General features: G+C 58.1%; 21 protein-coding genes, 1 pseudogene and 1 riboswitch. Of the genes and pseudogenes, 3 read left to right on the top strand and 19 right to left on the bottom strand.

The genetic code is table 11. The features are described 5' to 3' along the window. The first annotated feature begins 112 nt into the window (after positions 1-112). Positions 113-1087 carry an isopenicillin N synthase family dioxygenase gene (locus ACUN9X_RS11260; RefSeq protein WP_445473112.1) on the top strand — a complete coding sequence of 325 codons (975 nt, stop codon included), beginning with the start codon at positions 113-115 and terminating at the stop codon, positions 1085-1087. After that, positions 1080-1850: an alpha/beta fold hydrolase gene (locus ACUN9X_RS11255; protein ID WP_445473111.1), complete on the top strand. Its 771-nt coding sequence runs from the start codon at positions 1080-1082 to the stop codon at positions 1848-1850. The genes ACUN9X_RS11260 and ACUN9X_RS11255 overlap by 8 nt, the downstream gene beginning before the upstream one ends. Here the strand turns inward: ACUN9X_RS11255 and cobF are convergent. The 4 genes from cobF to cbiE are packed head-to-tail and all read right to left on the bottom strand — an operon-like array spanning position 1822 to position 4980. Continuing rightward, positions 1822-2592, bottom strand: a complete 771-nt coding sequence (cobF, locus tag ACUN9X_RS11250) for a precorrin-6A synthase (deacetylating) (protein WP_445473110.1) — start codon at positions 2590-2592, stop codon at positions 1822-1824. The genes ACUN9X_RS11255 and cobF overlap by 29 nt on opposite strands. Then, positions 2589-3395, bottom strand: a complete 807-nt coding sequence (gene cobM, locus ACUN9X_RS11245) for a precorrin-4 C(11)-methyltransferase (RefSeq protein WP_445473109.1) — start codon at positions 3393-3395, stop codon at positions 2589-2591. The genes cobF and cobM overlap by 4 nt, the downstream gene beginning before the upstream one ends. Then, a complete protein-coding gene (locus ACUN9X_RS11240; protein ID WP_445473108.1) occupies positions 3392-3790 on the bottom strand; it encodes a cobalamin biosynthesis protein in 399 nt (132 codons plus the stop codon). The genes cobM and ACUN9X_RS11240 overlap by 4 nt, the downstream gene beginning before the upstream one ends. Then, a complete protein-coding gene (gene cbiE / locus ACUN9X_RS11235; protein ID WP_445473107.1) occupies positions 3772-4980 on the bottom strand; it encodes a precorrin-6y C5,15-methyltransferase (decarboxylating) subunit CbiE in 1209 nt (402 codons plus the stop codon). The genes ACUN9X_RS11240 and cbiE overlap by 19 nt, the downstream gene beginning before the upstream one ends. On the opposite strand from cbiE, the gene ACUN9X_RS11230 reads away from it, so the two are divergent. Beyond that, positions 4979-5728, top strand: a complete 750-nt coding sequence (locus ACUN9X_RS11230; protein WP_445473106.1) for a cobalt-precorrin-6A reductase — start codon at positions 4979-4981, stop codon at positions 5726-5728. The two genes, cbiE and ACUN9X_RS11230, sit on opposite strands and share 2 nt — an antisense overlap. Here ACUN9X_RS11230 and cobJ read toward each other — a convergent pair. The 15 genes and pseudogenes from cobJ to cbiB form a co-directional block, all read right to left on the bottom strand. Continuing rightward, positions 5704-6453 carry a precorrin-3B C(17)-methyltransferase gene (cobJ, locus tag ACUN9X_RS11225; RefSeq protein WP_445473105.1) on the bottom strand — a complete coding sequence of 250 codons (750 nt, stop codon included), beginning with the start codon at positions 6451-6453 and terminating at the stop codon, positions 5704-5706. The genes ACUN9X_RS11230 and cobJ overlap by 25 nt on opposite strands. After that, positions 6450-7175, bottom strand: a complete 726-nt coding sequence (gene cobI / locus ACUN9X_RS11220) for a precorrin-2 C(20)-methyltransferase (RefSeq protein WP_445473104.1) — start codon at positions 7173-7175, stop codon at positions 6450-6452. The genes cobJ and cobI overlap by 4 nt, the downstream gene beginning before the upstream one ends. Next, positions 7172-7801, bottom strand: a complete 630-nt coding sequence (locus ACUN9X_RS11215) for a precorrin-8X methylmutase (RefSeq protein ID WP_260035655.1) — start codon at positions 7799-7801, stop codon at positions 7172-7174. Before ACUN9X_RS11215 ends, cobI begins: the two co-directional genes overlap by 4 nt. Next, the gene (locus ACUN9X_RS11210) at positions 7801-8940 is read right to left on the bottom strand and encodes a cobalamin biosynthesis protein CobG (RefSeq protein WP_445473103.1); all 1140 of its coding nucleotides are present in this window, start codon (positions 8938-8940) and stop codon (positions 7801-7803) included. The genes ACUN9X_RS11215 and ACUN9X_RS11210 overlap by 1 nt, the downstream gene beginning before the upstream one ends. After that, positions 8930-12823 carry a cobaltochelatase subunit CobN gene (gene cobN / locus ACUN9X_RS11205; RefSeq protein WP_445473102.1) on the bottom strand — a complete coding sequence of 1298 codons (3894 nt, stop codon included), beginning with the start codon at positions 12821-12823 and terminating at the stop codon, positions 8930-8932. Before cobN ends, ACUN9X_RS11210 begins: the two co-directional genes overlap by 11 nt. Continuing rightward, positions 12823-13923: a cobalamin biosynthesis protein CobW gene (gene cobW / locus ACUN9X_RS11200; protein ID WP_445473101.1), complete on the bottom strand. Its 1101-nt coding sequence runs from the start codon at positions 13921-13923 to the stop codon at positions 12823-12825. The genes cobN and cobW overlap by 1 nt, the downstream gene beginning before the upstream one ends. A gap of 57 nt (positions 13924-13980) precedes the next feature. Then, entirely contained in the window at positions 13981-15306 is a 1326-nt protein-coding gene (locus ACUN9X_RS11195) for a cobyrinate a,c-diamide synthase (protein ID WP_445473100.1), read from the bottom strand. Beyond that, a complete protein-coding gene (gene cobO / locus ACUN9X_RS11190; RefSeq protein ID WP_260035646.1) occupies positions 15306-15905 on the bottom strand; it encodes a cob(I)yrinic acid a,c-diamide adenosyltransferase in 600 nt (199 codons plus the stop codon). The genes ACUN9X_RS11195 and cobO overlap by 1 nt, the downstream gene beginning before the upstream one ends. Positions 15906-16618: 713 nt before the next feature. After that, positions 16619-17644 (bottom strand): annotated as a pseudogene (locus ACUN9X_RS11185) (ATP-binding protein); the annotation flags it as partial. Continuing rightward, positions 17625-18473 (bottom strand): CbtA family protein, encoded by an 849-nt coding sequence (locus tag ACUN9X_RS11180; RefSeq protein ID WP_445473099.1) that lies wholly within the window; start codon positions 18471-18473, stop codon positions 17625-17627. The gene ACUN9X_RS11180 and the pseudogene ACUN9X_RS11185, both read right to left, overlap by 20 nt. A gap of 89 nt (positions 18474-18562) precedes the next feature. Continuing rightward, positions 18563-18754 carry a CbtB domain-containing protein gene (locus ACUN9X_RS11175; protein WP_445473098.1) on the bottom strand — a complete coding sequence of 64 codons (192 nt, stop codon included), beginning with the start codon at positions 18752-18754 and terminating at the stop codon, positions 18563-18565. Between the two features lie 34 nt (positions 18755-18788). Then, positions 18789-19000, bottom strand: a riboswitch (cobalamin riboswitch). Between the two features lie 87 nt (positions 19001-19087). Further along, positions 19088-19792, bottom strand: coding sequence for a 5,6-dimethylbenzimidazole synthase (bluB, locus tag ACUN9X_RS11170; RefSeq protein ID WP_260035641.1), 705 nt, complete (start codon positions 19790-19792; stop codon positions 19088-19090). A 26-nt stretch (positions 19793-19818) separates the two neighbouring features. Continuing rightward, positions 19819-21303 (bottom strand): cobyric acid synthase, encoded by a 1485-nt coding sequence (locus ACUN9X_RS11165; protein ID WP_445473097.1) that lies wholly within the window; start codon positions 21301-21303, stop codon positions 19819-19821. Next, positions 21300-22385: a threonine-phosphate decarboxylase CobD gene (gene cobD, locus ACUN9X_RS11160; RefSeq protein ID WP_445473096.1), complete on the bottom strand. Its 1086-nt coding sequence runs from the start codon at positions 22383-22385 to the stop codon at positions 21300-21302. Before cobD ends, ACUN9X_RS11165 begins: the two co-directional genes overlap by 4 nt. Further along, entirely contained in the window at positions 22382-23299 is a 918-nt protein-coding gene (gene cbiB / locus ACUN9X_RS11155) for an adenosylcobinamide-phosphate synthase CbiB (protein WP_445473212.1), read from the bottom strand. Before cbiB ends, cobD begins: the two co-directional genes overlap by 4 nt. Between the last annotated feature and the right edge of the window lie 148 nt (positions 23300-23447).

Here is a 23447-nt window from a genome sequence, read left to right as displayed (position 1 = left end):
GCCTTAAAAAGTCGCCGAAACCCATACCCCTGATGGCACGTTTTCTGAATAGGTCTCCAACAGCCCACAAGGCTCTCGAACTCTCTTCACTCGACTCAGAGGCAAACCCACGATGACGTCCGCTTTTCAAAGCCCGCTGGAAGATAAACTCCCCATTATCAGCATGATGCCCCTGCAAACATCAGACGCAGATAGCCGTCAATTGCTTGCTGACTCTCTTCGGGATACTTGCCTGAACACCGGCTTTTTCTATATCAGCGATCACGGAATATCTGATGAGTTGATCGGCGAGGTATTCGCCGCTTCCAGGCGGTTCTTTTCGTTGCCTGAGACAGACAAGATGAAGGTAGACAAAGCGCACTCGCCGGCAAACCGGGGCTATGAAAGCCTTCGTGGCCAAACGCTGGAGCCAGGTTCGCCACCGGACCTGAAGGAAGGCTTTTATATAGGGGAGGATATCGCTGAAGATGACCCGAGATTGTCACAGGGGCACTTCAACCAGGGTATGAACCAGTGGCCTGAAGGGCAACCTGAGTTTCGAGAAGTCATGACGCGCTACTACCAGCTGATGACCGCGCTCAGCACCCGGATCATGAATGCGCTTGCCCTGTCCCTGGGACTCAAAGAAGACTATTTCGCTGACTTCTGCCATGAAGCTCAGGCCACATTGCGATTGCTGCACTACCCACCTCAGCCCAGGAAACCTGCACCCGGCGAGAAAGGCTGCGGTGCCCATACTGATTTCGGCGGGATCACCATATTGCTGCTTGATGATAATCCTGGATTACAGGTTTGGGACCGTTCTGCGGAGCGCTGGCTTGACGTAAATCCGATACCCGGCACGTTTGTGGTGAATCTCGGCGACATGATTGCCCGCTGGACCAACGATCGCTATCACTCCACCGTCCACAGGGTGGTCAATATTTCAGGTAAAGAACGCTACTCCGTACCCTTCTTTTTTACCGGTGCCCCTTCCCATGAGGTGCGTTGCCTTCCCTGTTGCCTTGAAGAGGGTGAGTCACCCAAATACCCGCCAACCACGGTTGAAGCTCATATTCGTGAGATGTACCGGAGGACTTATGCCTGACCTTGATCAAAAACCAACGCTGATTCTTATTCACGGCGCCTGGGCCGGTAGTTGGGGATGGCACAAACTTCAACCTTTACTGGCGGCGTCCGCAATACCGTCCATTGCGATCGACCTTCCCGGCAACGGTGTTACAGAGGGTGCGCCCGGTGAAATATGCCTGAAAGGCTATGTTGAGTACGTGATACAAGAAATTGAATCGGTTCAGGGGAAGGTTGTGCTGGTTGGTCACTCCGGCGGCGGTGTAACCGCGACACAGGTGGCTGAAGCCGTACCCGAGCGAGTGGCCGGCATCGTATTTGTCACCGCGATGATGCTGCCGTCAGGCATGGGGTTCGCCCAGTTAACAGCCGCCCTTAAGGCAGCCGATCCGTCCGTGATCGGTATTGGACCGCACCTGGAATGGTCTGACGACCACCTGTTATCTCATGTGCCCGCGCAGGCAGCAAAAGAGCTCTTTCTTCACGACTTGCCAGAAGATGAAGCGGAAGCGGCGGCCGCGAAGCTAACACCGCAACCGGAAGGTGGGCGAGCCATTGTAGCGCGCTGGACGGAGGAAGGGTTTGGGTCCATACCGCGCCTGTACGTTGAGGCATTGAAAGACCGGTCTGTTGTACTCAGCGCCCAGAGGAAAATGCAGGAACTGGTGCCGGGAGCCAAGGTGGTCAGTCTCGATACCGGTCATTTTCCCCAGGCAGTGGCTCCCGAGGCTCTGGCTGCGGAAATTGTCAGATTTACCGATTCGCTTGTGGACTACACCTGAGCAGGTAGATATCCATTATCCAGCCATGTTCAGCGCGCAGTTCTGCCCTGCGGGCGACGATCTGATCGCTGATGTCCGTTAAACGGCCGGACATCAGACATTGTTTCTCCATTCCCAGATAAGCCCCCCACCAGATCTGGATGTCGTCCGGGGCGAGGGACTGGAACGCCCCGCCACTGTCCAGCATTACGGCAACCGTGCCCGCATCAGCCGGCCACCCTGCTTCGCGCAGCTTGCGGCCCGTTGTGATAATGACGGGCTCCGCCAGCGCATTGAGTGGAATCCGATGTTCGGCTGTTAATACCTGCAAACTGGTGATTCCCGGAACCACTGTAATCTCAACTGGCATGCCGGCATGTTCAAGCTTTTCAGCGATACGCAGGCTGCTATCGTAAAGTGATGGATCGCCCCAGATCATGAGCGCCGCCTTGCCGCCTTTTGGCAGATGTCGCTCGATCAGATCGCCCCACACATTGGATATGGCCGAATGCCAGTCGTCGACATCGGCGAGGTAATCCGGCGAGTCCGCCCGGGAAGGCAAATCAAACTCGACAATTCGGGCAGGACTGGCGTCTTTCAGGAGCTTTCGGCACAGCAATCTGCGCAGATCCACGAGGTCGGATTTCTTCTCGCCCTTGCGGGGGATGAGGATAAGATCGGCTCGGTTCATGGCGTTTACGGCAGCCAGTGTCACATGATCCGGATTCCCGGTGCCGATACCGATAAGCGACAACTGAATCATTGCCCATCCCCGCTGTGGTCCGACCCGCTTTCAGCAAACGGCGAGTCAGCTGATTGCGGCCGAAAGCGGCGATCATAACCAACCGCGTACAAACTGCTTTCAGTAAAGGTGTCGGTTGCCAGTGCGGGCCCGACCAGAATCAATGCAGTCCGGTTAATGCTCTCGTCGATCAGCATCTCGATCGTCGCCAATGTTCCTCTTATGACTTTTTCATCGGGCCAACTTGCACGCCAGACAACCGCTACCGGACATTCTGTTCCATAGGCCGGCGAAAGATCCGTAACCACCTGGGCCAGATTGTGGATCGACAGGTGTATCGCCAAAGTAGCGCCTGTAGCAGCGAAGTTGGAAAGGGTTTCGCCCTCTGGCATCGCGCTCGCCCGCCCGGGGGTGCGCGTCAGCACCAGTGATTGCGCAACTTCAGGCAATGTCAGTTCGTTTCCAAGTGTCGCTGCGGCGGCGGCAAATGCCGGCACTCCAGGCGTTACGGTGTAGGGAATAGCCAGCGCACGGAGACGACGCAACTGCTCCCCCATCGCAGACCAGACCGACAGGTCTCCGGAATGAAGACGGACAACATCAAGCCCCTGAGCATGAGCCGACTGAATCTCGCTGATAATGTCATCCAGCGACATGGACGCAGTATTTACGATTCGCGCTTCAGCCGGACAATGCGCGAGAATTTCAATCGGTATCAGCGAACCGGCGTACAAGCAAACCGGGCTGGCGGCAATCAGATCCCTACCCCGCAGGGTCAGTAAATCAGGCGCTCCCGGCCCTGCGCCAACAAAGTGTACAGTCATGAGTGTGTTCCTTTGGCCAACGCACAGGTGGCCATTCGATCCTGCGAAACGGTGCGCAGGCAAAGTAACGATGCATTGTTGCCGGCACCCGCCAAAGCGGAGGCTTCAGCCACGCTTCCTGTGCCCCGATTCTGAATGCTTTTTTCCGACAGGGTTTGCGTGGGCATGGCCGTAAGCTGTTGCGCGTCAACTGCGATTACCGGCACCCCTAACGCCTGCCCAAGCTTGCTTACCAGTGGAATTTTGTCCGTAGGTGCAGCCAATGCATTAATCGCTGCAGGCTGCACGCCGGAGGCAGTCTGCGCACAAGCGGCTTCCAGCGCATCCCGGAGCGATTCTGCTTCGGCTGCTGCTCGATATCCGAATCCGGCTACAATCACAGCGTTACCCGCCATTGCACGATGGGATACTGGGATTTCCATCCCCGGCGACTACCAATGGCACCGGCCGACGACAAGGCGATTCGCTGCAATTCTCCGCCTTTATTGTCCTGCCACTGAACCAACAGTGCTTCAGATTCCAGCGTCACTGCGTTAGCCACCAGTCGGGTGCCTTCAGGTAGCCGCTGCCAGAGCGTTTCCAATAAGGGCTCAGTCAGACCTCCGCCTATGAAAACAGCATCCGGCAAAGGTTGATCGCCGAGCACATCCGGCGCACGCCCCTCAACAATATCCAGCCAGTCTACGCCGAGGTTACGCGCATTGCGTCTGGCGGTCGCGGCGCGATCAGTGGAGGCTTCAAACGAGATTGCCCGATTCTGCGGATGCGCCAGCAGCCATTCAATGGCAACTGAACCCGAACCTGTGCCGATATCCCAGAGCAACTCGCCAGGCATTGGTGACAGCGCTGACAGGGTCAATGCGCGCACCGTCTGCTTGGTGATCTGGCCGTCGTGTTCGAAGAAGGAATCCGGCAGACCTGGGGTCCGGGGCATCGCGGGTCCGCTGCCGGCAACATCAATCGCCACAGCTACCGGGTGGTTGATGTCGTCGGGCGGTTGCTCGCCGGCACTGAATACCCGGATCCTCTGGCGTTCGCCGCCAAGGGCTTCCAGCAGGTGGAGCCTCGATTCCGCGAAGCCCAGGCTCGCGATCAATCCCGCCAATTCCCTCACAGCGGCTCCGTCACGGAGCAGTACGATCAGCTTTTGCCGTGCGTGCAGAAACGGACGGATACGGCTCAACGGTATCGCGTGGAGTCCAAGACAGGTGGCCCGCTCCAACGGCCATCCCAGCGCTGACGCAGCAAGGCTGAATGTTGACTGTGATGGTATCGCCGTCCATTCGTTGGGTTGCAGGTGTTTTGATACCGATGTGCCCGCACCAAACCAGAACGGGTCGCCGGACACCAGCATCACGACACGTTGACCACGCTTCGCTAACAGCAACGGAATACCATCGCTGAACGGCACCGGCCATTCGATCACGTCTGCATTGATATCCGGCAACAGATCGAGGTGGCGACGGGCACCGAAAACGGTTGAGGCCTGCTCGAGCGCAGTTTGGCTTGCCGCCGTTAAACCGGATGTGCCACTCTCCCCCCAGCCAACGAATGTGAGCCACGGAGCGTTATTAACGTCAGCCATGATAAATATCCTGATTCTGGGTGGAACAACCGAAGCCAGCGCGTTGGCGCAGGCTCTGGCAGAACGCAATATTTCCGCCACTTTCAGCTATGCGGGACGGGTCGCGGCCCTTAAACCCCAACCCTTGCCGGTGCGTGTTGGCGGTTTCGGTGGCGTTGAAGGGCTGATCACCTATCTGCAGACTCATCGCATTACCCATCTGATCGACGCGACGCATCCATTTGCCGGACAGATGAGCCAACATGCTGTCGAGGCCAGTCAAGCGACAAGCGTGCCTTTAATTGCGCTGACCCGGCCCGCCTGGGAATCTCAGCCCGGCGATCATTGGCACATCGTGCCGGACATCGACGCCGCCGTTGACGCGCTATCGGGCGATAGTCAACGGGTGATGCTCGCCATTGGCCGCATGCACCTGCCAGCATTCTCCGTCCAACCCCAGCATCACTACCTGTTACGGCTGGTTGATGCACCGTATTCGCCTCCGCCATTGCCCAAGCATAGCGTTGTGGTCGATCGGGGGCCGTTTACCCTTGATGGCGATCTTGCCCTGTTGCGAGAACACGCGATTGATGTCGTGGTCTGCAAGAACGCTGGCGGCACCGGTGCCGCTGCCAAGCTGGTAGCCGCCCGCCAGCTTGGACTGTCTGTGATCATGATCAATCGCCCGCCTTCACCGCAGCGACAGGAGGTTCATTGTGTCGATGCCGTGCTGGACTGGCTGGATCAGACAACCGAGCGCGGCGTATAAACCAGCGGCCCAGCCGGACGATCAATTACCTTTGTCAGACTCGACCCGACAATCACCAGCGTGCGCATATCGGCCATTTCAGGCTCGGCTTCCGCCAGAGTCGTCACTCTCACCTGCTGCTCGTCGGTTGAAACGGCACGAGCAAAGATAATAATACGGTCCGGGCCGCAAGCTTCGCGCAGAACGCTCAATGCTTTGGCGAAGCCTTCCGGACGCGACTTGGAACGCGGGTTATAGAATGCCATCGCGAAGTCCGCTTCAGCCGCAAGCTGCAAACGGCGTTCAATCAACGACCAGGGTTTGAGGTTGTCTGACAGATTGATACAACAAAAATCATGGCCCAATGGCGCACCCGCTGCCGCACTCGCCGCCAGCATTGCCGAGACACCCGGAAGCACCCGAATATCAACTTCTCGCCATTGTTTCAGCCCGGCTTCAAGCGCTTCGAATAGCGCCGATGCCATCGCAAACACACCGGGGTCTCCAGACGACACCACCACGACATTTCTGCCCGCGGCTGCCATTTCCAGGGCATGAGTGGCCCGATCCAGTTCCTGGCGGTTGTCCGTCGCGTGCAATACCAGACCCTCGCGCTCCGGCACCCGTTTGACGTACGGAATATAGCCGACGATATCAGTTGCCTGGGCCAGCACTTCGGAGACTTCCGGAGTGATCATTCCATCCGCACCGGGGCCGAGGCCAGCGACAACGAGCCAGCCGCTCACGGGCGCCTCCCGTTACCGTGAATCAGCAGAATCGAGAAGTAAGGTGCGATCTGGCCGGCCTCGCGGAACGGCGTGACCCGCTCTTCGTCCATGGCCGCGTATTCAATAAACCAGGCCTCGTCTTCCCGGCCAGCCGTAACCAGGGCGCGCCGCACCTTGTCCAGATTGCGCCCGATTTTCATAACGACCAGTGCGTCAGTTTGCGCAATCCGCTCTGCCAGCAGGTCTTCCGGCAAGGTGCCCATCGCAACGGTGAGCACATCATCACCCCAGGTCACTGGCCGACCGGTTGCAGTCCAGGCGGCCGACATGCCGGTGATACCCGGCACCACGGATACCGGCACCCGATCGACCAACCGGGTATACAGGTGCATAAACGAGCCATAAAAAAACGGATCGCCTTCGCAAAGCACCACTACATCGTGACCTGCATCGGCGATTTCGATTAAACGTTCGACGCTGCTTTCATAAAAGCGTGACAGCTGATCCTTGTAACGCGGATCATCAAAAGGAATTTCGGTTGTCACGGGATACGCCATTGACAGCTCAACGACGTTTTCCGGGAGCATGCCCTCGACAATGCGCCGCGCATGGCCGGTTTTGCCCGCCTTGTGGAAATACGCCACATAGCCTGCGTTGCGGATCAGCCGGTCGGAGCGAACGCTCATCAGATCCTGTGCGCCGGGGCCCAGGCCCACGCCATAAATGGTGCCAGTTGTCATTCTTTTCGATCCGCTAATGCATTGATGGCAGCAACAGTGACCGCACTACCGCCCAAACGTCCCCGCACGATACAGCATGGCAGATCCTGACTGTCCCAGAGCGCGTCTTTGGATTCTGCTGCGCCGACGAAACCGACCGGGCAGCCCAGGATGGCAGCCGGACGCGGACATTCCGGGTCTTCCAGCATATTGAGCAGGTGGAACAACGCCGTCGGTGCATTACCAATCGCGACTACCGCCCCGCCAAGATAGGGGCGCCATAGCTCAAGCGCAGTGGCTGATCGGGTATTCGACACGGCCTTTGCCATGGCCGGCACGCGTTCATCGTGCAGGGTACAAATGATCTCGTTATTCGCTGGCAGTCGCGCTCGGGTAATGCCTTCTGACACCATGCGGGCGTCACAGAGTATCGGCGCGCCGGCCTCAAGCGCGGTGCGAGCAATGCGAGCAAAGTCACCAAAAAATTCGATATGAGGCGCCAGCTCGACCATGCCGGTTGCATGAATCATTCGCACGGCAACCGGCTCTTCGTCTGCAGAAAACCGGGCAAGGTCGGCTTCACGCCGGATAGTGGCGAAAGACTCCAGATAAATCGACGGCCCGTCTTTCTCGTAGGCGTGGGGCATTACTTCACTCCAAAATATTCAAGTAGCTGAGATGCGGTCAGGCCGGTGATGTCCGGTTCTCCGTCCGCTCTCCCTTTAAAAATCACGTCGTAACGCCCTTCTCTGCCTGTGACACAAATATCGCTGGCGAGCCGGCGTGCGCAGCCTTTCGAGCAGCCCGATACGTGCAGGTGGCCTTCTACCGCACCGCTCAGCTGACGCGCGAGTTCACGTGTCGCCACCGTAGCCTGCTCACATCCCGGCGCTCCGGCGCAGGCATCCGCATTCAGTTCCGGCGCGCTATTATCCAGAACCAGGCCTGAACACGGAAGCCCGGGTATACCGCCCTCCAGGATCAAGCGACGCCAGGGGGTCACCCGCATGCCTTTCGCGTTGGTTTGCTCTACCGCAGCCCTGAGGTTTCCGGCATCAACCTGACCGAAAATCAGCCCATACAATGTACCTGCCCGATGAATACCCAGAGCCGGCACTCGTGCAGCTTGAGCCGGAGAAATCCTCGGCGCGGCCCACTCCGGCAAATCGGCATCGTGCCGACGCATCCTGCCTGCATCCAGGCCGCCGCTGTCGACAAACCAGTGAGCAAGTGCAATCAGTGCATCGACCGCTGCTTCGGGCGTTGCGACCAAGGCTCCCTTGTCGCGTCCGTCAGCACGGACCAGCAGTTGTCCGGATTCGTTTCTTTCGATCCGGAAATCCGCCGATTCATAACTCAATAGCGGCGCCGGCCCGGCATCAATGGCAAAGCCGACTTTGGCCGGCAGCGACGGCAATGCGTTGAGGCGATTCAATAGCAGGCCGGTGATACGGTGCGTATCGTCGCCGTCGATCCAGTCAGGCGCAACCAACAGGTTCCGCCGCTCTTCAGTTTCGGCATCGTCGTCGACAAGTCCGGCTTCGCCTAGTGCTTCTATCAGTTCCGGCCAGGCCGCTTCGGTTACACCTCTGATCTGCAGATTGGCACGGTTAGTCAGGTCGATTACGCCGGTGCCGAAGCGGCTGGCTGCATCACACAAGGCCAACACCTGATTGCGGGAAAGCGCAGCGAACCGGGGACGCACTCGCACAACCAGACCGTCACCGGAGAGCATCGGCCGCAACGCGCCCGGGCACCAGCCTTTGACAGTGACGTTACCTGCCATGCCCTACCGCTCCCGCTTCGGTCACCCTCGCCGGCTGTGGCGGTGAACCACTACCGGACTCACTTTCTTCATCTAATTCCAGCAGCAAATCCTGAAGAGCCGCCGCGTATTCGCCCGGTTCACGCCACAAGCCCCGCTGGGTTGCTTCCAGCAGGCGCTCTGACATTTCTTCGAGCGCTGCTCGGTTGTGATCCCGCAGGAACTGCTGGTTTTCGGAGTCAAACACCAGTGCGTCCGAAAGCTGCTCATACTGGTAGTCATCAACCAGATCGGTAGTGGCGTCGTAGGCAAACAGGTAATCGACGGTGGCCGCCATTTCGAATGCGCCTTTGTAGCCGTGCTCCTGCATGGCGCCAATCCACTTGGGATTGAGCACGCGTGAACGCATGACGCGGTTCAACTCTTCTTTCAGCGTGCGAATTTTGGGCAACGCAGGATTGGCGTGATCCGCATGGTAGATCGCAGGCGCTGCGCCGGAAAGTGAGCGAGATGCGTTCGCCATGCCGCCCTGGAACTGGTAATAGGTGTTCGAATCCAGAATGTCGTGCTCGCGGTTATCCTGATTCTGGACCACCGCCTCCATGCCATTGAGCTGATGCTCGAAATCATCACGTGCCTCGACACCGTAGGCGGAAGCCTGACCATAAGCGTAACCGCCTGCTGCCAGGTAGGCTTCGGCCAGATCGCCGCGATCTTCCCAGCTACGGCCATCAATCAGACTATTGAGCCCTGTGCCATAGGCGCCCGGTTTGCTGCCGAATACCCGGTAACTGGATTGCCTGAACGCCTCAGCTTCGGAACTGCCCTCAGCGATCAGCTGCGACTGGCGTGCCAGCACGTTGCGGCGAACGGTATTGTCGCTGCCCGGCTCTTCGTAATTCGCCACGGCCTGCACTGCTGCATCAAACAGGCGAATAACGTTGGCGAAGGCATCCCGGAAAAATCCCGACACCCGCAGGGTGACATCAACCCGCGGGCGCTGAAGCAGCATGGTCGGGATCACCTCAATATCGATAACCCGTTGCGATCCCTTTGACCACACCGGTTTGACGCCCATCAGCGCGAAAGCCTGGGCAATATCATCACCGCCGGTGCGCATGGTCGCGGTGCCCCAGATTGAAACGCCCAAACGACGCGGGAAATCGCCATGATCCTGCAAATACCGTTCGACCAGCGCCTGCGCTGACTTCTCGCCTAGAGTCCAGGCCGCCGGCGACGGCACCGAGCGATTATCGACGGTATAGAAGTTTCGTCCTGTTGGCAGTGTATCCAGCCGCCCTCGACTGGGCGCACCACTTGGCCCCGGCGGAACGAAATAACCGCTGAGCCCGTCAATCAGCGACTGGATTTCCATGCCTACGCCACGCCGCATCGCTGCAAACACCACGTCGCGGGCGTAGCGACACTGGGCTGCGGTGGCGGGATAGTCCTGCGTCAGCGCCTCAAGATCGCCATCGCCCACCACATAATCAGCCACCACCTGGTGGGCCAGCAGTTCAAGTCGCTCCCGAGTGTCTGCTCCGGTACGCCAGGATGAATCCGATTGGCTCACGAGTGTTTCAGGGCGCGGGCCAGTCCAGAGTTCCGCACCGGCAGCCAACGGATCAAATTCGCTATCCGCAGCCATTAGCCCGAGATCAGCCGCCAGATTATGCAAAATACCCTGATATTCCGGCTGTGAGCCACGGGGTAAGCGAAGAATGGCGACCAAAGTGCCGGGGAGCTTTTCGGTTGGCGGAAGCTTGCCAAGAATATGCAGGCCGTGGCGAATTTGAGCTTCCTTGATGTCACAGAGGAAGGTATCCAGCTCTGTCAGCAGGGTGTCATCGTCAACGTTAGTGGGATCAGCGATATGACTGAGTTCCTGGTCGATCCCCGTTTCTCTCAGATGGCCCAGAATCGTCTTGCGCAGAAACTTTTCGCGCCGGGGATCAAGCCCGAGCGCCTGGTAGTATTCATCAGTCAGGGATTCCAGTTCCGCCATCGCGCCATAAATTTCAGCCCGGGACAGTGGCGGCATCAGGTGATCGATAATAATGGCGTGGGCGCGTCGCTTCGCCTGCGCGCCCTCACCCGGATCATTGACGATAAAAGGATAAAAATGCGGCAACGGACCCAGTGCGATATCGGGCCAGCAATCCGCTGACAACGCGGTACTTTTACCCGGCAACCATTCGAGACTGCCGTGCTTGCCCACGTGAATCACCGCATCCACCTGATAGTGCAGACGTAGCCAGACATAAAACGCGAGATAGCTGTGGGGCGGCACCAGTTCAGTATCGTGATAAGACTGGGTCAGATCGGCCTGAAAATCGCGCTCCGGTTGAATACCAACGAAGGTTTCGCCGAGGCGGATACCGGCAATCATCAGTCGACCCTGGCGATATTTTGGGTCTTGCTCCGGACTGCCCCACCGATCGTTCACGGCTTGCCTGGATGCCTCGGGCAAGGTCTCGAACCACTGCAGATAATCTTCAACCGCCAGACTCTGCCAGCAAGGTCGCTGGGCAATGGATTGCGGCTGATTGGTGACCGACCCCTGGAGTTCACGGATCAGGTCATCGCCGTTTTCCGGGATGTCCTCAAGCGGGTAGCCGGCACCTTGCAGAGCATTGAGTAACTCCACTGTTGAGGCAGGCGTATCCAACCCGACGCCATTGCCAATCCGACCATCCTGATTCGGATAGTTTGCCAACACCAACGCCAGTCTTTTTTCGCGATTTGGCGTGATACGCAAACGGCAGAAACGGCGCGCCAGTTGCGCGACGAACCCTGCCCGTTCGGGATGCACTTCGTGGCGGATAACCGATAACTGGCAGCGTTCACTGTAATAGCCTTCCGCCTTGAAACCGACAGCGCGGGTGATCACCCGACCGTCCATCTCTGGGAGCACCACCTGCATGGCCACGTCACGGCTGCGCAACCCGCCGGACTCCCGTTCCCAGTCGTCCTCTGTGCTGCTCGACAGGATCAACTGAAGCACGGTGGGTCGGCCAAAGAACAGGCCGCTGTCATCATCATTCGCCAGTGCGTCAATATCGGTCGCGCCGCGGTTTACCGAGAAGCCGGTGGTATTCAGGATCAGAATGGCGCCGGTCTGCTCGATCAGATAATTCACATACGACAGGCACTCATCTTCTTTCAGCGACGACAGCGCCACCGGGAGCACGCTAAGCCCCTGGGATTCCATTGCACCGATAATGCCGTCGAGCACCTGGGTATTCGCGCCCTGCAGGTGGCTGCGATAGAACAGCAGCAAACAGACGGGACTGGCCGGAGCCTGGCGAGCCCGCCATTCGGTCAGCGAGAGCGTGTGTCCGCTGCCCTGATGATCGGGCTGGTAAAGCAAAGCATTCGGAATCGGCTTGGGTTCGCGCCAGGGCATCGGGCGATCAAGCCACTGATCGGCAATAAAACGCAGAAGCTGGTCCGCATTATCAACGCCGCCTTCCCTGAGAAAACGCCACACCCGCCAGGCTGAGGTCATATCCACCGTTGAGGCTTCAAGCAGCGCATCATCCGGCGCATCGCAGCCGGGCACCATGATCAGCTGCCTATCGGAACCCTGTCGGGCCCATTCCAGCAGCCGTTCGTGACCATATTTCCAGTAACCACTGCCGCCCAACAGAGACACAATCACGACCTTCGCCCGATCGAGGATCTTGTGTTCGTACAGATCGAAAGCAGCCGGCTTTACCAGATTCATCCAGTTCGCCAGACGCACATCCGGAAACGTCGAATCCTGTCTTTCTGTCGCCTGCGCCAAAGCCGACAGGCTGCTGTCCGCAGCCGACAGGATGACGATGTCACCCGGCGTCTGCGCCAGATCAACGATACCTTCGTCGTCTACAAAGCCTCCGGGCTTGGCGGCGAACAGATGCATTAGCTTACCCGTTCAACTTCAGCAGCTGACAGTGCTTTGCGGATTTCAGCGGCGTCGAAGCCCTTGCCGATCACTACCAGCTCGGTCTTACGCGCTTCGCTCGAATGCCACATGCGATCGAAATGAGTGTCCAGCCGCTTGCCAACCGCCTGCACCACCTGACGCATGGGTTTGCCCGGCAGTGCGGCAAAGCCTTTGGCGCGATAGATTTCAAAGCGGGTTAGCAGTTCGGTGAGTGCTTTCGTAAGTTTGTCGCCATCGACTTCACCAAGGGACACAACACAGGAATCAAAGTGATCATGGGCGTGATCGTGATGCTCGCCATGGGCATGATACTTGTCGTGATGATTTTCGATTTTGTCGATGTTTTCCTCACTGGCAGAGGCCATTCCCATCAGGGCTTCAAGCTGCATGGGATCGCCAGCAAAGGTTTCCTTGTCCACGAACAGAGTTTTGACTGAAGACGGCACCCGTTGGCGGATGACGTCTTCTACCCGCTTTCTGGCATCAGCATCCAGCAGATCTGTTTTGCTGACAATCACCAGATCGGCGGCATCCAGCTGATCGTCCAGCAGTTCACGCAGGCTGGGATCATGATCCAGGTTTTCATCGGCCCGACGCTGGGCTTCAACACGCTCAACATCATCGGCAAATCGGCCGGAAGCCACTGCAGGGCCGTCAATAACCGTGATAATCGCATCAACCGTGCAGTGCTGACGCACATCCGGCCAGTTGAAAGCCTGAACCAGCGGTTTTGGCAGAGCCAGGCCACTGGTTTCGATCAGGATATGGTCGATATCGTCACGACGCTCGACCAGTTGCTTCATCACTGGCAGAAACTCTTCTTCCACTGTGCAGCAGATACACCCGTTCGCCAGCTCATAGATGCCGCTGTTGTTGGCGCCGACCGGCGTTTCATCTTCACAGCCGATCGCGCAGCCGCGTAGCAGGTTTGAGTCGATGTCCTGTTCGCCAAACTCGTTGACGATCACAGCGATTCGCTTGCCGGTAACCTGCTGGAGAATGTTGGCCAGCAAGGTGGTTTTGCCACTGCCCAGAAAGCCGGTAACGACCGTGGCCGGAATCTTGTTCAACTGCATGACATACACCTCTTGGAAAACTGAAAATTTGAAAATGCGACGGCAGCCGACATGGCTCTATGGCAAAAACAGCCCGGCGACCGCCGCTGGATTATTGGGGAAAAACAGATGGAGATAGGACGCCGACAATCGCTTCTCCCGAAATATGGCTTCACCTGGCGCAGGATGTCGCTGACGCTGGCCAAAAGCGACCGGCTCCGGCGTCCCCTCGCTCACAGAACGATGGTGAGCATGGGCCCGCACCTCTCCTTCCGGGAAACGAGCGATCTGCATGCCCTGGCAGCCGCGCCGTCCACGCATGCTGCCGTGGCCCGGCAACAGACCCAGCATGTCGTGACTTGCTTCATCGTAATCGGTCAGGGTTTCCAGGCAGTAAAGCAGTCCACCGCATTCCGCCAGAATCGGTTTGTCATTGCTGAAGAAGGTCTGAATCGCCTCCCGGATCCCCTGATTGCCCGCCAGCCGGGCGCCGTAGAGTTCCGGGTAGCCACCGGGTAACCACAGCGCATCGCACTCCGGCAGTGCTGAATCATGAATCGGCGAGAAATAGGTAACGCTCGCTCCGAGCGATGTCAGCGCATCCACATTGGCCTGATAGATAAAGCTGAACGCCTCATCCCGCGCGACACCCACGGTCACGCCTGCAAGCAATGGCGGGAACGACGGCGTATCAGAAGGCTCTGGCGCATAAAAAGCAACTGACGGCAGCTGGTCCAGCTTTTCCATCAGCCCTGACGCGAGCAGCACTTTTGCACCTGCATCGAACCGTGCTTCAAGTTCGTCGCGTATTTCCGCCGCCTGCACTAAACCGAGATGACGTTCCGGCAACGCCAGTTCCGGGTCGCGGGCCACCGTGGCCATGAGTTCGATCGATTCTGGCAAAGCGCCCTCAATCAACTCCCGATGACGTGCGGATGCGCAACCATTGGCAATCATGCCCACTACGTCTACATCATCACGAAACTCGGCGATGCCTTTAATGATGGCGGCAGCGGTCTGGGCCATGCCTTTGACGTCCATGACAATTACCATTGGCAAGCCAAAGCGAACGGCCAGATCGGCGCTGGACGGCTCGCCGTCGAAAACTCCCATCGCGCCTTCGATGAGGATGATATCGGCTTCGCACGCGGCTTCGTATAAACGTTGACGGCAATAGGCGTCACCTGCCATCCATAGATCGAGCTGATCAACCGGGTGGCCGGAGGCCTGTTCCAGAATCTGCGGGTCGAGGTAATCCGGCCCGGTTTTGAATACCCTTACCACCTTGCCCTGATTTTTCAGCATCCGCGCTATACCGGCGGTCACGGTGGTTTTGCCCTGACCGGACGCGGGTGCCGCGAAAAACACGGCAGGACACTGGGCAACAGATTCGGCGGTGGTCATCAGTATTCAATCCCTGCCTGGGCTTTTACGCCGAGCCTGAACGCGTGGCGCTCATCCTGAACAACGCTGATGGTGTCGGCGATTTCCTGCAATGGCGTCGCCATGGTGCGGCCGGTGATGATCACGTTCTGGTGTTTCGGACGGTTTTTGAGGGCTTCAACGACTGGCTCCGGATCAAGATAGCCGTATTTGAACATATAACTCATTTCATCAAAGACCAGCAGGTGGTAACGGTCGTCTTGCAGCATTTCACTGGCCACCTTCCAGGCCGCCTGCGCCGCTTCGATATCCTTGCTCTTGTCTTGGGTTTCCCAGGTAAAACCATGCCCCATGATGTGCCAGTCCAGCATCGGATGGGATTTAAAGAAGCGGTGTTCACCGGTTTCCTTGCGGCCCTTGATGAACTGGATCACGCCGCAGCGCTGGTCGTGACCCAGAGCACGAGCCATGGTGCCGAACGCCGAGCTGCTTTTGCCCTTGCCGTTGCCTTTGAGCAGGATCAGTACGCCGCGTTCGATTGAGGCCTTTGCGATCCGTTCGGCCACGATGTCTTTTTTCTTCTGCATACGCTGAAGATGGCTGGTATCTGAATCTGTCACAGGGCCTCCATGGGCGGAAATATCTGGTATGTAGCGCCAAGCTGTTCCGCGAGGCTGCGCGCCCGCCCGCGGCGGACGGGCGACTGCTCGATGTCGATCACCACGCAATCCTTGACCGGACCGATATCGTCCAGCGATTGACGGGTGCGGCCATCGGTAATCAGGTAGGTGCGTACCTGCAATCCGGGTTCGCGCCGCTGCCACTGAACAATCGCCCGCACAGCGGCTTGCATGGCATCACGAATGGGGGTGCCACCGCCGCCGCCCAACTTCTCCAGCTGGTCCAGCATATCGCTGGGTGCCCGGCGCTTGGGCAGAATGGAATCGACACGATCATTGCCAAACCCCAGAATCGCCAACTGTTCCCTGGCGCTATAGGCTTTGGCGGCCAGTTGCTGGACCAACCCTTTAGCCCGGGCGAATAACTGGCTGTCGAGCGTTGAGCCCGAGGTATCCAGCAAAATAAAGTGCAACACCGGTTGCCCTGCCCGCTGACGTTTGAAACGCCATTCTTTTAACGGCCACTGGCCGCAACTGGCGGCAAAGGTGGCGAACCAGTCCGGTTTTCGCGAAAGCTCACCCGTGGCATAACGCCCGAGACTCTGTTTACCTTTTTTTTTACTGCGCGTGGCGAGCAAATCCCGGGTGCCTTGCGTTACCCGGGCAGAGTTGTCCGGCAAATCAACCGGTGGCACTGCGACCATTGATTGCTGCTGCGGCGGCATCGCACCCCATTGGCCGCCCTGGTTGCGGGTTTTCGCATCGGCGCCAGATTCAGGCAACTGCGGGGCGTTTTGCTGCCGGCTGCTGCCCTGGTTCGAACGATCGCCACCGGGTGGTGTCGATCCGCCGGCGGGCGGTTCCCCGGCCGCTTTTCGGCGATGCGCCAGCACCCAGCCTTCAACCGCATCCAGATCTTCAGCCGTGATGCAGTCTGCATTACGCCAGGCAGCATGAGCTTGCGCTGCACGATGCCATGTCACATCGGCCCTCAGGCCTTCCACCGCTGCGGACTGGCAGCGCATGGCAATGTGTTCGTAGACCCAATCTTCAGCTGTAACCGAAGACAGTGCTTCGCGCGCAAGGCGAAGCCGTTCAGTCAGGTTCGCCTGCTCCGGCTGCCAGTCGTGACAATAGCCGTGGGGATCATGCTCAAACGCTTCCCGTTGGCGTACGATCGCAACCCGCTCCGATACCGGAATCGCATCACCGAGTTCAACACAGAGCCCGAAGCGGTCCAGCAGCTGGGGGCGTAATTCGCCCTCATCGGGGTTCATAGTGCCGATCAGCATAAACCGGGCGTCATGGGTGTGGCTGATCCCTTCGCGCTCCACCACGTTGATGCCCCGGGCTGCAGTGTCGAGCAACAGATCAACCAGCGCGTCGGGTAGCAGATTGACCTCGTCCACATACAGCACACCTTGATGCGCCCTTGCGAGAAGACCGGGTTCGAAGACGACCTTCTGCTCCGACAACACTTGCTGCAGGTTCAGAGCACCGGTGAGACGATCTTCGCTGGTGCCCAGCGGGAGGTTAATGAACGGTGGGTGTTTGCCGTCAGCATCCGATGGCAGCACGTCGGCCAGCCCCCGCGCCATGGTCGACTTGGCAATACCACGGGGGCCGCTGATCAGAACGCCGCCAATCCTGGGATTGATCGCATTCAGCAATAGCGCAGTTTTGAGCGATTGCTGACCCACAATCGCCGAAAACGGAAACTCAGGCTGGGGCGTCGGCATGACCATAGCTCTTGCCTGAGAGGCGCTTCACCGCCAGCGCGCACAAAATGCCAGCCAGCAACCAGAACGCAAGATTGGAAAGCCCGGAGGCCCAGATAAACTGCTGATGCAGCTCGGTTAACGCAGAGACAGCGGCCGGGTCCGTGTTGGCAAACCGGGGACCGGCAGGATGCGCTGGAATCCACAAATAAGGCACCACCAGAAATGGCAGACCAAACAACTTGCGCCAGCGCGGCGCGAGGAAAAGGAAACCGAGGCCCACTGCCGCTGCCACTACCGTAAACAGCCACCAATACTGGCGGGATTCCAGTGCTGCGGCATTCATACCCGGAATTTCAGGCGGCAAACCGATCGAAGGTGCAACGAAAATTGCAAGAAAACCAGCAATACCAAAGGTCAGGCCGGTGAGTGGCGTCGGTTTGAGGAGACCGCGCTCGCGCAGCACATTCATCAAGACCAGCAAAATAGCGGCGAAGCCGATACCCGCCAGAACATTCGACAAAGCGGTGAACAACACGCGCTCTGCACCGTCTGCAGGAGACCAAGCGTTTGCATCATGATGATGCCCGCCCGCGTCGTGTGCTTCAGCCACTTCGTGATGACCGGGAGCAGCGGGTTCGTCGTGGTGATGTGCGGACTGAGCGCCATGCTCATGATGATGCGCGTCAGTGGATTCACCTGCGTGATGATTGACAGCAGGTTGTTCTGCCACTTCAAACTGCTCGGCTGATAACAAAATCGGTGTTACACCAAACGACTGGATAGCCGTCAGGGTCAAACCCAGTACCACACCAATCAGGCAGGCACTGAAAATCAATGAGCGGAACATGCGTTTCCCTCCAGTAAATTTTAAAACTGAGCAATATGCCGTCTGAGATTGTCCCGGACAGCAGTCAGATATGACGGGGCGTCATGTGCTCAGTGGCAGGGAAACACGAATGAGTGCCGGGTATCGTGCGCCGCGTTATGAGCAAAGCTCATCGGCAGGAAACCCACGGCAAACAGAATTACGACGCCAAACACCAGCGCAGCGCCATGCTGGACCAGAGAAGAGGCACCGGATAGAGAACGGGAAGCCCGCTCGGTGGAAGAAGTGCTGATCGTAGACATTTTTTTCTCCTCGGTGCCCGCCGCACCGTTATTGGAATGGATAAACTGACAGGCCGGTCTTCGGGCTTGAACAGGGAGAACGCTTTAGACGTTCTCCATCGCTTGCACCTTCCCGGCTTGCGCCAGTGGTCATTCCAAGCTACTCGCTCTTACCGATGCGGGGGCAGCGTTGGCATTGGCACTATGGCCTCACCAAACTTCCCGATTATCCCCCATATTCGGGGCACCTATCGCTCAAGGAGCAATCGTAATCCATATGGTATAGCACAAGCAATCCGGCAAGCCGGTTTTGCCGGCGTTTCCAGGCTCCGCCAGCCGGGTTTCTGTTAACGATTACAACGGCTTCAGCCAGGGAGATAATTCGTCTGATTCGTCTATAAATTTGCCCCAGCCATTTCGATGCACCAGCTCGGCCAGCGGTAACCGGGAACGCCAGCCTTTCGCCTGCAATTCCGGCTGGTCCAGAAACTCGCTGACGTAACCGATGCAAAGATACGCCAGTGGATAGACGTGATCTGGCAGGCCAAGCGCCCGAGCAAGATCTTCCTGATCGAGAATACTGACCCAACCGACGCCGATACCTTCCGCCCGCGCAGCCAGCCAGAGGTTCTGAACCGCCAGGCAGGTGCTGAAAAGATCCGTCTCGACAATAGAGTTACGACCCAAGACATTCGGACCCCCTCGGCTGCGGTCGCAGGTAATGCAAAGATTAATCGGGCTTTCGAGAATGCCCTGCAGCTTCAGGTTTCGATATTGGTCCTGCCGATCGCCACTGTAATTTTCGGCGGCTTTCTCGTTCTCTCGATCAAACAGCGCCAGCACCGATTTCCGCACCTCAACGCTATCGATAACCAGAAAATCCCAGGGCTGCATAAAGCCGACGGATGGCGCGTGGTGGGCGGCAGTCAGCAGCCGCCCCAGCACTTCCGGCGGAACAGGGTCGGGCAGGAACTGTGAGCGGACGTCACGACGTTCAAATATCGCCCGGTACAACCCCTCGCGTTCCTGATCGGTAAAAGGCTGGCTGTGATCATTCATAACGTCTCGTCCGTCATTGTGTCGCTTTAAGAAGTCTTTGATTCAGTCTGTGCGGGTAACCCCAGCAGATCGTAAAGCCAGTCGATATCCAGCTGCTGCTCAATGTGATCTGCAAGCCGATCCAGCTGCGCCATTCGATGGTGCTGATAATCAACGGACCTGGCGCCTTTTCGAAGCCCCCAATTTGCCAGCAAAGCATCGCAGGCTTCGGGGTGATCAAAAATGCCGTGCATATAGGTACCCATGACCTGCCCGTCAGGACTGACAGCCCCATCTGGCCGACCGTCGACGTCAATAATGGCGGCCGATAGCGCTGCGCCTTCACTGACACCATTGTGCATCTCGTAACCGGTAAATGCAGCGGCACCGGCGCCTGGCAACCTCAATTCACCACTTACGGTTTTCAATTGCTTGCCGGCCACCATACGCGTCGACAAATCAAGCAAACCAAGTCCTTCGACACTACCCTGCTCCCCCTCCAAGCCATCGGGATCGTCAACGGAAAAGCCCAACATCTGGAATCCACCGCAGATGCCAAATACTTTGCCGCCGTAGCGCAGGTGACGCTGAATGACCTCAGGCCAGCCGTGCTTTTTCAACCAATCAAGGTCATGACAGGTGCTTTTACTGCCTGGCAGGATAATGACATCGGCAGGCGGAATGGCCTGCCCTTCAGCAATGAACTGCAGGTCAATATCCGGATGGAGCCGCAATGGGTCAAAATCGTTGTGATTGCTGATTCTCGGTAGCCGGGGAACAATAACCCGCAGCGCTTCCGCTTCGTGGCTACCGGTCAGCCCAACGCTGTCTTCCGCATCCAGAATCAGGCCGCCGAGATAGTGCAGCACGCCGACAACCGGCTTGCCTGTGCGCTCCTCCAGCCAGCGCAGTCCGGGGTCAAGCAACCCCTGATCACCGCGAAACCGGTTGATGACAAAGCCCTTGATACGAGCCTGCTCACTCTCGGACACCAGTTCGAGCGTACCCACCAACTGGGCAAATACGCCGCCCCGGTCGACATCACCGACCAGCAACACCGGGCAGTCCGCTGCCTCAGCAAACCCCATATTGGCGATATCGTTCGCCCGCAGATTGATTTCAGCCGGACTGCCGGCGCCCTCAGCGATGATAACGTCGTAGCGTTCGCTCAGCGCCTGCCATGCCGCCATCACCGATTTCGCAGCTTCGGTCTTGAAGTCGTGATACGCAATCGCATCCATATTGCCGTGAACTTGCCCACGCAGGATGATCTGGGCGCCACAATCACTTTGCGGTTTCAGCAACACCGGGTTCATATCGCTGTGCGGCTCCAAACCGCAAGCCAATGCCTGCAAAGCTGTCGAGCGACCGATTTCGCCGCCATCGATTGTCACTGCACTGTTTAACGCCATGTTCTGGGGCTTGAAGGGGGCCACAGCGACACCACGACGTGCGAGTAGGCGGCACAAGGCAGCTACCACCGTGCTTTTGCCAGCGTCGGAGGTTGTGCCCTGAATCATCAGCGTTGTCATATCTGGGAAGTCTCTGCGTTAGTCCGGGCGAGTGTCTTTTGGGCGATTAACAAGGCTTTGGACAGGTGTTGCCATTCTGCTTCAGTGCCCGGCAATCCGAACCGCAGTGCGTTGGGGTCTTCAAAGCGCCGGACCAGAACACCCTCTCGGGCCAGAGCGTCGGCGAAAGCCTCAGCATGTTGGAACGCACAGTACCGGAACAGGCTGGTGCCGGTGACAGTGGAAAGCCCGGCGTCTACCAGTAGCCGTTGTATTCGCTGACTCGCTTCAGCAAGCCTTGCTGTTGTCTCGATTTGCCAACTGCGGTCGGCCAATGCCAGCGCCATGATAGAGCGCGCCGGGCCACTTATGGCCCAAGGTCCAAGTTCGATAGCAAGCCTGTGTGTTATCTCGGGGTCCCCGATTACCTCCCCGGCCCTCAAGCCGGCCAGCCCGAAAAACTTGCCGAGTGAACGCAGCACAACGAGGCCCGGTTTGTCCGCTATCGGCAACAGGCTTTCCCCACTGCCATCCATGAACGCCTCATCGACTACCAGCCAGCCACTATGACTATGGAGCTGCTCGTGCCATGAAAGGAGCCGCTCCCGAGATACTTTTAAACCCGTCGGGTTGTTAGGGTTGATCCAGACAAGCACATCAAGCGATGCGAGCCAGTGCGAATCGTCTTCAGCGTCAGATGCGAGACTATTCAGCGGCACAGGCACAACCTCATGCCCCGCCCTGGACCAACAGTGAGCATGCTCTTGGTAACCAGGGGCAGGAATACCGACGCGACAAGGTTTACGCAATCTTGGCAACATCTGAATGGCCGCCTGGCTTCCGGAAACCGGCAAACATCCAGCTGAAGAGGGTGCGCCACTCCAACGCCTTATCTCTGTCTCAAGATCGTCATCATCTTCGGGCAGCCTCTGCCAGACAGAGGCAGGTATCTCTGGCACCGGCCAGCCAATCGGGTTAATACCGGTCGATAGATCCAGCCAGTCGTGACGCGGTATACCCCACCGGCGAACCGCCTCCCCCAGCCGGCCGCCGTGCTCCAGACGCTTATCTGGACTCATCACCGTTGCACACTTCACTTTCACGCCCCCGCTCCGGCAAGCGCTAGGAGCACCAGCCCGGCGAGCCAGAACCAGACACCCCGACGCACGAGCTGGATTGAGGCTCGAATGCTTTGAGCGTTCGCCAAAGGGCCTTTCCCAAGTAAGGGGCGTTCACGTAATCCTTCGGCGTAAGGTGCCGGCCCGCCCAGTGAAATATTCAAAGCACCTGCGCCTGCAGCCATCACCGGGCCTGCGTTGGGACTCTCCCACGCAGCCCCCTGCTCGCGCCAGCACTGCAAAGCCAAACGCGTATCACCCAGTAAGGCATAGGTTGTCGCAGTGAGGCGCGCGGGAATCCAGTTCATCACATCGTCCAGCCGTGCCGCGAAACGGCCAAAGTATAAAAATCGTTCATTGCGATAACCCCACATGGCATCCAGCGTATTCGCCATACGGTGCAGAAGCACCCCGGGAAGCCCCGCTACCGCAAACCAGAACAGGCTGGCGAATACCGCATCTGCGCCGTTTTCCAGCATTGATTCCGTTGCGGCTGTCGCAACGCCGGTTTCGGTTAACTCAGCCGGATTACGACTAACAATGCGCCCCACAGCCTCCCGCGAGGCCATCAGATCTTTCGAATCCAGCGCATCGGCAACCACCAGACCGTGCTCAGCCAATCCTCTGAGTGACAACATCAACCACAACACAATCACTTCGATCAGCACCAATACAGGCGTCGGCAGTGAAATGGTCACCAGCCAGCTAACAAAAACGACCGGCACCATCAAAATGCATGCCGCGACGGCGCCGCGAATAACGCGCCGGTTTGAATGATTCATCCGCTTTTCCAGCCAAGACGCTGCGGCACCAAAACCAACAACCGGATGCCAGCGGTTCGGCTCCCCAAACAAGCGATCCAGTATTACAGCCAATATGCAGACACCGGCAGTCAACATCACAACAAGCACACCTCATGCGGCAGATACAGCCCTTGAGCGAGATCAAGGAATCCAGTCGGCGCACAGTCTACTCGACCGTATAAGCCTTGACACCATTCGACCCTCATTACACCATCTTGCGCCCGATCACCGACCTGGATCCACT

It is taken from the genome of Marinobacter sp. V032 (assembly GCF_052645435.1).
The sequence above is the reverse complement of the archived record's forward strand: the minus strand, read 5'-3'. Positions and strand labels throughout refer to the sequence as shown.